The organism is Halomonas sp. H33-56 (assembly GCF_040147035.1).
GTDB classification, from domain to species: domain Bacteria; phylum Pseudomonadota; class Gammaproteobacteria; order Pseudomonadales; family Halomonadaceae; genus Halomonas; species Halomonas litopenaei.
In genome coordinates this window covers 2,873,932-2,884,816 of record NZ_JAMSHP010000001.1, presented here as the reverse complement: position 1 = coordinate 2,884,816, position 10,885 = coordinate 2,873,932, and the positions used below count along the sequence as shown (strand labels likewise).

The window sequence follows — 10,885 nt, the reverse complement described above, 5'->3', positions numbered from 1 at the left end:
GTTTCGCTCGATGTTGACCATCGTGATGTACCACTATGTCCGACCGCTGGCCGGGTCGTGCTATCCGCGCCTCAAGGCGCTGGAGCTTGCTGCCTTTCGCGCTCAGCTCGACCATCTCGAGCGGCACTATCGGCCGGTGAGCATGGAACAGGTGATCGCCGCCTGGCGCGGCCAGCAGACATTGCCCGAGCAGGCGGTGCTGTTGAGCTTCGACGACGGCTATCGTGATCACCTCGAACACGTGTTGCCGGAGCTCGAGCGACGCGGCCTTCAGGGTAGCTTCTTTCCCTGTACCGGTACCCTGCGCGACGGCCTGATCCTCGACGTCAACAAGATCCAGTTCGTGCTGGCCAGCGTCGCTTCCACCGCAGAGCTGCTGCCTTCGCTGGCCAGGGCACTGGATAAGCGACGCAAGCGTCATGGCCTGGGGACCTACGAGGATATCCATCGCCGGGTCTATCATCGGCTGTCGCGCCAGGGACGCTTCGATGACCCCGATACCCTGTTCTTCAAGCGCCTGCTGCAGCGGGAGTTGCCCTTCGAGGTTCGCCATGACGTCATCGATGAGCTGTTTGCGCGCTTCGTCAGCACGGACCAGCGAGCCTTCGCCGAAACGCTCTATCTGAGCGATGCCGAGGTCCGCCAGCTGCACGACGCCGGCATGCATATCGGCTGCCACGGGGATCAGCACTTCTGGTTCGACAGCCTGACGCCCGAACAACAGGGCAGGGACCTCGAGGTCAGTCTCGCTCATCTTCGAAGCCTGGGGGTGCTCGGCGACGACTGGGTGATGTGCTATCCCTACGGTGGCGTCGACCAGGCGCTGCTGGGTAGTCTACGCCAGCTTGGCTGCGCCGCCGGGCTGACCGTGGCGTCGCGGCAGGCCGACCCGGCCCGGGACGACCCCTTGCTGCTGCCGCGCCTGGACACCAATGATCTGCCCAGCCAGGCCGCTGCCTGCCCTGGCGACCCGGCGACCGTGCAGGTTTGATAGCTGACCACATCCTCGTCCACTTCCACGTCTTCCCCATTTGCGCCGAGCCTGGCGCGGCCCCGGCGGTTTGCCGCCAGCCTACCCACCATGCACAGGGATCTTGTCATGACAGCGTGCACGCAGAGCGCGACGACAGCGTCTGTCGCCGCCGGCGACGCCATGATGGCCATGTTGGCCGACCTCACTCCGCTGAATCGGGTGATCTGCTCGAGCGACTACGACGCCACGGTGGCCTACCTGACCGAGCGCTGGCCGCTCCGGGAACATCGTTTCGAGGCCTCTGACGTCCACAATGGCTGGGTGATTCCGCCCAGGTGGGACGTACTGGAGGCGGCCATCTACAAGGATGGCGAGTGTATCTATGATGGTCGCTGGCATCCCATGGCGGTGATGGCGCTGTCACTGCCGTTCCGAGGCACGGTCTCGCGAGAAGAACTCAAGTCCCACCTGCATTTTGATCACCGCTACGAGGAGCGCATCCCGTTTCATTTTCGCCAGCTATTTACCAGCTGGAAGCGTGACTGGGGGTTCTGCGTGCCACGTCGTCTTGTCGAGAGTCTTGCGCCTGGTGATTACGAGGTGGTGATCGAGACCCGCGAGGCGCCGGGGTATCTGCGCTGCCTGGACTATCACCTGCCGGGCCAGCTCGAGCAGACCATCGTGCTGGGGGCGAACCTGGATCATCCCGGCGTCGCCAACGATGGCCTGTCCGGTGTGGCGGTGGGGCTCGCCGTGTTCGAGGCGCTTGCCGCGCGACCCAGGCGCTTCAGCTATCGACTGGTGCTGGCCCCCGGCATCATGGGCACCGAGTACTACCTGGGGCGGCTTCCCGCCGCAGAGCGCGCTCGACTGTTCGAGGGTGTGATGCTCGAGATGCTGGGCTCGCCCACCATACTCAATCTGCAGCGCTCACGAGGTGCCGGATCGAACATCGAGCAGGCGTTGTCGCGCGTGCTCAGCGAGGGTGGGCACGACTACCGCGAGGGCGCCTTCGAGAGCCTGCTGCTCAATGACGAGTACCTGTGGGAAGCCTACGGCATCCCCATGGCCTCGCTATCGCGCTATCCCTATCCCGAGTATCACACCGACGCCGATAACCTTGGCTTGATGTCGCCGCAGCGCCTGCTCGAGGCGCGTGACGTGGTGCTCGCCGCCATCGACGATATCGAGTCCTCGCCGCTGATCAAGAAGCGCTTCGAGGGCAACGTCTGCCTGTCGCACCCCCGCCATGACCTCTATGTGGATCCTGGCCAGGTCGCCTTCGGCGACGTGCCGGACGAGTCACGCCGGCGCATGCGTTTGTTGATGGACTCCATCCCGACCCTGACGCGCCCGACCACCGTGCGCCAGCTGGCCAGGGAGGTCGGCCTCGAGGAGAGCGTGGTCCACGACTATCTCAAGCGCTGGCGCGATTGTGGTCTGGTGGAGCTGGTATGAATCGGGCGAGGGAGGAGGTGAGTGGCGAGCGCGCGTATTCGCCGGGTGGGGCAGGAACACCGCCTCAGGAAGGAATCGACACAGGGGGGGCAGGGCCGGCGACGAGCACGCAGGCGTCGTTTGGCCGAAGCGTCTTTATCTGCTGCAAGCCGCTGCAGTTTCTGACCTGTGCCTCGATCGTTCGTCACTATCGAATCGAGCAGGCGCTGGTGCTGCTGGTGGCCGAAAGCATCGCCGAGTATGACGCCTTCTACGCCTTTGTCGAAGCAAGCCACCATCGATCTCTCTTTGACGAGATACGCCGCGTGCCGACCCAGGCCGCGGCACGCGAGGCGCTGAGCGCCTTGCACTACGACAGTCTGTTCATCGACAACGATCGCACCAGCAAGTACCTGCTGCTGGCGCCGCTGAAGACAGGCTGTCTGTGCCTTTACGAGGAGGGGGTCAGCACCTACTTCAGCTCCTATCTCTACGAGATGCCTCTGTCCAGGCGGTTGAAGTGGAGCCTGGTGGCCTTGGTGCGCGGTTGCGGACTGCGTTTCGGAGGCGGCCGCAGGACCGACCTGGTGTTCGTTTCGCGGCCGCGGACCTACGCCCGATTGAATCCACGCCTGGCGCACAAGGCGCGCTATTGCCCGGGGCTCGTCGGCGAGCTGGAGCAAGGCTGGGAGGAGTGGCAGGCACTGCTGTCGCCCTGGCTCGACCGGCTGACGTCGGCAACGCCGGCGCTGGTACTGGGTACCTGGGGGGGCGGCGATATCTCCGCCGAGAGGCTTGCCGAGCTCAAGCGACGTCATCCTCTGTTGCTGTTCAAGCCCCATCCCCACGACGGCTGCGCCTGGCTCGATGCTGATATCCAGGTGCTGGAGCAGCCGTGGATTCCCGCCGAGGTGTGGATTCGTCTACTGGCTAGCCGGGTCGACGAACTGGTGGTGTATCACTATTCCTCGTCTTCTGAGCTCTACTGCCTGGATCTGCTCGACAGGGTGACCTTCGTCGACCTCAAGGGCGACGTTCATATCCGACGAGTCTGCGATCTGGCCGTGGGCGATCACGGTCACGACGACATCGACCATGTGGCGATTGCCTGAGAAGGACGCTGTCCGTCCAGCGCCTGGCCCCCGTGGTATTCGAACGGCATGCCTGCACGTCAAATGAGTGAGCTTACCGCCGATGGTTCCCATCCCTTATGTCACCTCCGCCTGGGACGTGTACTCCGCCCTGGCGGTGTTCGTGCTCGGTCTGTGGCTTGCCAGAGCGGTGGGGCGAGCCTTCGGGCTGTCTTACATGCTGTGTCTGCCGCTCTATCTCTGGCACACGGCCTTCTGCGTGCTCTACGCCTGGTTCGTCAACGGCGACGGCGGAGATTCCTTGATGTACTACCGGGCGTCGTTGAACGACGGCGTCGAGTTCTCCCTTGGCACCGCCGGGGTGATCGTGTTCACCTCGCTGTTCACCCAGGGGCTGGGGCTGTCGTTTCTGGGGACCTTTCTGGTGTTCAATCTGGCCGGCTATGTCGGGCTGCTGGCCTTCGCCGGCAGTCTCCATCAGGCCATTGCCGAGCGTGCCCTGGGTATTCGTCTGCTGGCGCTGGCCGTACTCTTTCTGCCCTCGATGCACTACTGGGGCTCCGCCATCGGCAAGGATGCGCTGTCGTTTCTGTCCATGGGGCTTTCGCTGTGGGCGGCGCTTGATCTCAGACGCCGTCACCTGCTGATGGTGGTGGCGGTCATGATCATGCTGGTGGTGCGACCGCACATGGCCGGTATACAGCTGATCGCCTTGGCGGCTGCCTTCTGTCTGCAGCCCGGCGTCGTGCTGTGGCAGCGGCTTTTGCTGGGGACTGCGGCGCTTGCCGGGGCGGCGATCATCGTACCCCTGGCGCTGGATTACGCCGGGGTCGGCAGCGGCTCCGATGCCGATCAGGTGATGAGTTACATCGAATTGCGGCAGAGCTACAACCAGACCGGCGGCGGTGCGGTGGACATCGCCTCCATGAGTCTGCCGATGCAGCTTTTCACCTATATGTTCAGGCCTCTGCCCATGGAAGCCAGCAGTGTGTTCCAGTTGGCGTCCTCGGTGGATAACGTCATCCTGCTGTATCTGATGGTGGTCGGTGGCATCGCCGCCATCACCGGGCGCAATGCGCCTCCCGCCAATCGACTGTTTCTGTGGTTTTACCTGCTGCTGGCCTGGACCATCCTGGCGATGACCACTGCCAATCTGGGCATCGCTGCGCGTCAGAAGTGGATGTTTACCCCGGTGCTTATCTATCTGTTGATGTCCGTCATGGGGCGCCAGCGCCAGACAGCCACCGACGCCGAATCGTCCGGGGGCTCTACGCCGTCTGTCGAAAGCACGCCAAATGGAGTGGCGAGATGATCAAGCGACTGTTGATGGTAGCGAGCTACCCCGAGTCCATCGTCGGGTTTCGCGGTGAGCTGATCAGGGAGATGGTCGCTCGCGGAATCGAGGTCCATGTCGCCGCGCCCGTGGGGGGCAGGGGCGCTACCGGTGACGCCGGCGGTGAGGGTGACGCCGATCGCTCGGCTGCTTCGTCGCGTCTTAAAGCCAGTCTCGAGGCCCTCGGCGCGACGCTGCACGATATCCCGCTTTCGCGCACCGGCATGAATCCGCTGGCCGATCTGAAGACCCTGGTGGCTCTGATGAAATTGATGCTGCGGGTACGCCCCGATGGGCTTTTTGCCTACACGATCAAGCCGGTGGTCTACGGGGCACTGGCTGCCTGGGTGTTGGGGGTGCGCCAGCGGACCCTGCTGGTCACCGGGCTGGGGTACGCCTTTACCGGCACCCAGGGTGGCGCCAAGCGCCGCTTGATCAAGGCGCTGGTGCGGCGGTTGTATCGCGTCGCTCTGGGGCGGGCTCATATGGTGCTGTTCCAGAACCCGGATGATCGTCGCCTGTTCATCGAGGAGGGGATTCTCCTTGATACCACGGCGTCCCGGGTGATCAACGGTTCCGGAGTGGATCTGGCGCATTTTTCGCCGGTAGCTCCATCGACAGAGCCGGTCAGCTTCCTGCTGATCGCTCGCTTGCTGGGTGACAAGGGGGTGCGCGAGTACGCCGAGGCAGCGACGCGTATCCGCCAGCGCCATCCCCAGGTGCGCTTTCGCCTGGCGGGTTGGCTGGACGACAACCCCGACAGCATCGCGGCGCACGAGCTTCAGACGTGGATCGATGACGGCGCCATCGAGTACCTCGGTCGACTCGATGATGTCCGTCCGGCCATCGCCGAATGCAGCGTCTATGTGCTGCCGTCCTATCGCGAGGGGACCCCGAGAACGGTGCTCGAGGCCATGGCCCTGGGGCGTGCGGTGGTGACCACCGACGCGCCGGGATGCCGCGAGACCGTCGCGCCCGGGGTCAACGGTTATCTGGTGGAGGTGAAAAATGTCGACGCCCTGTGCCAGGCGTTGCAACGCTATCTGGAAACGCCGGCGCTGATCGTCCAGCACGGCCAGGCCTCCCGCGCTCGCGCCGAGGAGCGCTACGACGTGCACCGCGTCAATCACAGCATCCTCGAGGCCATGGGGGTCGATACGGCGTCGTCCTGCCCGGCAGGGCTCGACCCCAGCGTGGTGAGATGATGATGGCCAAGCGTTGTCTGGATGTGCTGGTGGCCGCCTCGTTGCTGGTCCTGCTATTCCCCTTGATGCTCGGCATCTGGGGACTCGTCCGGCTGAGGCTTGGCAAGCCGGCCTTTTTCTTTCAGTGGCGCCCTGGGCTGCATGGCCGTCCCTACCGCTTGATCAAGTTCAGGACCCTCGCCCAGCGCTGTGACGAGCAGGGACGCACGCTGCCCGACGAGCAGCGCATGACGACGCTCGGGGGTTGGCTGCGGGCGTCCAGCCTGGACGAGCTGCCCGAGCTCTGGAACGTGCTGAAAGGCGAGATGAGTCTGGTCGGGCCACGCCCGCTGCTGATGGAGTACCTGCCGCTGTATGACCGGGACCAGGCCCGTCGCCACGAGGTGCGACCGGGGATTACGGGATGGGCTCAGGTCAACGGCAGGAATGCGCTTTCCTGGCGCGAGCGCTTCCAGCTTGACGTCTGGTACGTGGACCACCACAGCCTGGCGCTCGATATCCGGATACTGGCCATGACGGTCGTCAAGGTGCTGCGCCGCGAGGGTATCAGTGGCCAAGGAAGCGTCACCATGAAGCCCTTTCGAGGCAATGAATGACGCCCCGGGATACCGACTCGGTGGCCGCGGTCTTGCCGCAACGGGGCTGGCTGACAGCGCTCAGACGTCATCGCTTGCTGTCCCAGGTGTTGCTGGTAGCCGGTGGCACGGCGGGGGCACAGGCGCTGAGTCTGGCCTTTGCGCCACTCATCACCCGTCTGTTCAGCCCTGACGCCTTCGGCCTGGCCGGTTCCTTCAGCGCCCTGGTCAGTGTCGTCGCGCCGCTGGCGGCCCTGACCTACCCGGTCGCCATGGTGTTGCCGCCGCGCGACGAAGACGCCCGGGGGCTGGCCCGACTCAGCATGGGGTTGGCGGTGCTGCTGGCGCTGGCCGCCGTGGCGGCGCTCACTGTGCTGCAACCACTACTGGATCGGCATCTCGATCCGAGGCTTGCCGCCATGCTGATCTGGCTGCTGCCTGTGGCCATGCTGCTGGCGGCCATGCAACAGGTCATGCAGCAGTGGCTGATTCGGCGTCAGCGATTCGGGGTGACGGCCAAGGTGGCGTTGATCCATGCCCTGGTCCTCAACCTGGCCAAGGCGACCGGTGGAGTGCTGCATCCGGTCGGGGTGACGCTGGTGCTTGTCACCGCCGCCGCCAGTGGGCTTAACGCCTTGCTGCTGTGGTGGGCAGACCGGCGACTCGGTGATGGTCTGGTCGGCGGGGGCCGGGGCGCCCCATGGCGGGAACTGGCGCGTCGCCACCGTGACTTTCCCTTGTATCGCGCACCCCAGGTGACGCTCAACGCCTTGTCGCAGTCGTTGCCGGTGTTGTTGCTGGCGGCATTCTTCGGTACCGCAGCCGCCGGGCACTACAGCCTGGCGGCCTCGGTACTGGCCGCGCCCATGGTGCTGCTGGCGAAGTCGGTCAACGACGTCTTCTATCCCCATGTAGCCTCGGCAGTCAACCGCGGCGAGCCGATTACCGCGTCACTGGGGAAGACCACCCTGGTGATGGCGGCGGTTGGACTCGCCCCCTTTGGCGTCATGGTGGTGCTGGGGCCCTGGCTGTTTGCTCTGCTGTTCGGTGACCCCTGGTGGCAGGCGGGCGAGTACGCACGTTGGATGGCGGTCTGGCTGTACTTTGCCTTTCTCAACAAGCCCAGTGTGGCCTCCATCGCCAGTCTGGGCCTGCAGCGTGGTTTTCTGATTTACGAGGTACTCAGCGTGCTCGGCCGTGTGGCCGCGCTGTATGTGGGGTTTCGTGTGTATCACAGCGATCTCGTTGCGGTGGTGGCCTTCTCTCTGGTCGGCGCCATGCTCAATCTGGCGCTGGTCGGTGTGACCCTGTTTCGGGCAAGACGGCGTGACCAGGGGTTGATCAAGACGTGAGAGCGCTTCTGTACAAGGGATTATCGTATGACAGGATTTCAGCGAGCCTTCGACAGGACGGAGAAGCTGGGGTGGCGATGCGCTCTGGGGGTGGTCGACCGCCTGTCGCCGCGTCTGGCGACAAGGCTGGTGCACCGGCGAGAGTACGGGCAGCGGCTCGAACTCGACGATCCCAGGGATTTCAATGACAAGCTGCAGTGGCTCAAGCTGTACGGTGATCGTCGAGGGCTTTCGCGCTGCGCCGACAAGTACGCCGTCCGAGAGTTCGCCGCCGAGCGAGGCTGCGCCGTTGCCCTCAGTCGACTGATCGGCCTCTACGAGAGCGTCGATGCGATCGTCTGGGACGAACTGCCGGCGCGCTTCGCGCTGAAGTGCACCCACGGTTGCGGCTACAACGTGATCATCGACGACAAGCGCAAGGCGGACGAGCGAGCGGTCAAGCGACGGCTGCAGCGTTGGCTGAAGGAGCGCTACGCCCGACGCTATCTGGAGTATCACTACGACGCCATTCCCCCGAGAGTGCTGGCCGAGGAGTACATCGAGACCGCTACCGGGGGAGTGCCCGTGGACTACAAGGTCTACTGCTTTCATGGCCGCCCTCGCGTGGTGCTGGTATGCACCGACAGGGGAGGCGACATGCGTTTCGACTTCCATGATCCGGCTTGGCAACGGCTCGAGCTGAATGACCGGCAGCATCAGAGCCCCGCTGGCGTGGCCCGTCCTCGAGCGCTCGACGAGATGCTCGAATTGGCCGAGCGGCTGTCGCGGGGTTTTGTCTTCGTCCGGGTCGACTTCTATGAGCGGCAAGGGCGGGCGGTGCTCGGTGAGATGACGTTTACACCCGGGGCGAACGTATCACGGCGCTACAACGCCTACGGACAACGCTACCTGGGCGACCTGATCGATCTGACGCAGGTAGGCCGGCGTTGCCGACACGACCGCGAAGTAACGGCAGGGCGGTCATTGAGCTTCAATGGAACCGTGCAAGGAGCGGACAATGGCGGTCATGAATGAGTGGATGGGCGCGGCCAAGTCCCGGCTGTGGACGTTGGGGATGTTGGGGCTGGACGCCTTCTCCAACGAGCAGGCGACGCGACTGATGCACCAACGCAAGACCCGGCGCCGCCTTGACCTTCGAACCCCCAGGCGCTTCGACGAGAAGCTTCAGTGGCTCAAGCTGTTTCATCGTGACCCGCTGATGGCCAGGTGCGCCGACAAGCTCGGGCTGCACGATTACGCGAGCTCAAGAGGCCAGGGTGCGATTCTCAATGATCTGCTGGGCGTCTATCGCAGTGTCGACGAGATCGACTGGGAAGCCCTGCCAGACGCCTTCGTGCTGAAGTGCAATCACGGCTGCGGCTACAACATCCTGGTGCACGACAAGTCGACCCTGGAAAGGCGCAAGGCCAGCCAGGATCTGTCGCGCTGGATGACGGAACGCTATGGGCGTCGCAAGCTCGAGTATCACTACGATCAGATCGTGCCGCGGATCTTTGCCGAGCGCATGCTGGACAGCGGGGGGAGGGACGCGCCCCTGGACTACAAGGTCTACTGCTTCAACGGCGAGCCGTTGGTGGTGCTGCTGTGCGCCTCGGACAAGAAGCAGACTCGCTACGCCTATTTCGATCGAGACTGGGGGCCGCTTGAGCTGATGGCTGCCAAGGTGCCGATCATCACCGACACCGCCGATCTGGCCCGTCCAGCTTGTCTTGAACCACTGCTCGAGTCCGCCCGCGCCTTGGCCGAGCCTTTTGCGTTCGTGCGTGTGGACTTCTACATCGAGCACGGCCGTCCCGTTCTCGGTGAGATGACCTTTACGCCCTCGGCCAACATGGACAATGGCTACAGCGATGAAGGGCTCGATTATCTTGGCTCGCTGCTTCGGCTTCCGCAGGAGCGCTCATCAAGGCGATCCGACGGTGGCAAGGTCGCGGCTCCCAGGTAAGTCAGGGCCGAACCGTCAGGAGGGAAACCTATGCAGGTCTCGGTGGTGATACCGACCTACAATAGCGCCGCTTTCGTCGAGCGAGCCCTGCTGTCCGTGGTAAGCCAGACCGAAGGGTTGAGCCACGAGATCCTGCTGGTGGACGACTGTTCGGATGACCGTGAGGCGCTCTCGCGGCTGGTACAGCGATACGAAGCCGTCAGGCTGATCGAGAAGCCTGCCAGGTCCAACGCCGCCGTGTCCCGCAACCGGGGACTCGAGGAGAGCCGTGGGGCTTTCGTCTTCTTTCTGGACTCCGATGATGCCCTGGCGCCAGGGGCACTCAAGCGCCGCATGGACATGCACCGCGATAGCGGCGCCGGCGTCATCTTTGGCAACTATCTCGCGCGCCTCGCCGACGCCTCCCGCCTGAGCGCGTCGCGACTTCCGGCCTACCGCGGCGGCGACATGCGTCACTACCTGTTCGTGGAGCGTGGAGACGTGCGTTCCTCCACCCTGTCGCTGTGCAAGGCCTTTTGGCAGGGGACGCGCTTCGATGACGCGACGCGCAAGCACCAGGACTGGGTCTTCGCCATTCGTGCCTTTCACCAGGGCGAGCGTCTACTGTTCGACCCGCAGCCGACCGCAGTCATGGACGTGACGCGCCAGGGCCGCATGAGCTCCAGCGCCAATCTGGATGCCAGTCGTTACGTGGTCAAGCGCTACCTGTGTCAGGACCATCATCGCAACGCCTTTTCCCGACGCCAGTGGTTGTCCAGCCTGAGCAGACGAGACCTTACCGCCTGCCGCTTTCAGGTGGAGATTTTCACCCCTGGAAACTGGCGCGAGCGGCGGGATCTCGCGCTATTTCGATTGGCCAGTCACCCAGTGCTGATCGGAGCTGCCTCCGCGCTGTTGACGTTGGCGCTGAAGTTGAGACGCCTGGGCTCCAGATCGAGCGCGATGCAGCGTTAAGTCTCCCTTGAGACGCCATC

At 64.1% G+C, this 10,885-nt stretch carries 10 protein-coding genes; all 10 read left to right on the top strand.

Annotated elements, in window-relative coordinates:
- The first annotated feature begins 10 nt into the window (after window positions 1-10).
- Window positions 11-991, top strand: a complete 981-nt coding sequence (locus tag NFH98_RS12295) for a polysaccharide deacetylase family protein (protein WP_349622775.1) — start codon at window positions 11-13, stop codon at window positions 989-991.
- 108 nt (window positions 992-1,099) lie between these two features.
- Window positions 1,100-2,431 carry a DUF4910 domain-containing protein gene (locus tag NFH98_RS12290; RefSeq protein ID WP_349622774.1) on the top strand — a complete coding sequence of 444 codons (1,332 nt, stop codon included), beginning with the start codon at window positions 1,100-1,102 and terminating at the stop codon, window positions 2,429-2,431.
- Window positions 2,428-3,522: a hypothetical protein gene (locus tag NFH98_RS12285; protein WP_349622773.1), complete on the top strand. Its 1,095-nt coding sequence runs from the start codon at window positions 2,428-2,430 to the stop codon at window positions 3,520-3,522. Before NFH98_RS12290 ends, NFH98_RS12285 begins: the two co-directional genes overlap by 4 nt.
- A gap of 82 nt (window positions 3,523-3,604) precedes the next feature.
- Window positions 3,605-4,813 carry a hypothetical protein gene (locus NFH98_RS12280; protein WP_349622772.1) on the top strand — a complete coding sequence of 403 codons (1,209 nt, stop codon included), beginning with the start codon at window positions 3,605-3,607 and terminating at the stop codon, window positions 4,811-4,813.
- On the top strand, window positions 4,810-6,039 hold the full coding sequence (locus NFH98_RS12275; RefSeq protein ID WP_349622771.1) for a glycosyltransferase family 4 protein: 1,230 nt from the start codon (window positions 4,810-4,812) through the stop codon (window positions 6,037-6,039). The genes NFH98_RS12280 and NFH98_RS12275 overlap by 4 nt, the downstream gene beginning before the upstream one ends.
- Before the next feature lie 2 nt (window positions 6,040-6,041).
- Window positions 6,042-6,635, top strand: coding sequence for a sugar transferase (locus tag NFH98_RS12270; RefSeq protein WP_045994001.1), 594 nt, complete (start codon window positions 6,042-6,044; stop codon window positions 6,633-6,635).
- Window positions 6,632-7,966 (top strand): lipopolysaccharide biosynthesis protein, encoded by a 1,335-nt coding sequence (locus NFH98_RS12265; protein ID WP_222516583.1) that lies wholly within the window; start codon window positions 6,632-6,634, stop codon window positions 7,964-7,966. The genes NFH98_RS12270 and NFH98_RS12265 overlap by 4 nt, the downstream gene beginning before the upstream one ends.
- Before the next feature lie 27 nt (window positions 7,967-7,993).
- The gene (locus NFH98_RS12260) at window positions 7,994-8,980 is read left to right on the top strand and encodes an ATP-grasp fold amidoligase family protein (protein ID WP_222516582.1); all 987 of its coding nucleotides are present in this window, start codon (window positions 7,994-7,996) and stop codon (window positions 8,978-8,980) included.
- A complete protein-coding gene (locus tag NFH98_RS12255) occupies window positions 8,964-9,911 on the top strand; it encodes an ATP-grasp fold amidoligase family protein (RefSeq protein ID WP_222516581.1) in 948 nt (315 codons plus the stop codon). The genes NFH98_RS12260 and NFH98_RS12255 overlap by 17 nt, the downstream gene beginning before the upstream one ends.
- A 30-nt stretch (window positions 9,912-9,941) precedes the next feature.
- On the top strand, window positions 9,942-10,865 hold the full coding sequence (locus NFH98_RS12250) for a glycosyltransferase family 2 protein (RefSeq protein WP_222516580.1): 924 nt from the start codon (window positions 9,942-9,944) through the stop codon (window positions 10,863-10,865).
- The last annotated feature ends 20 nt before the right edge of the window (window positions 10,866-10,885 follow it).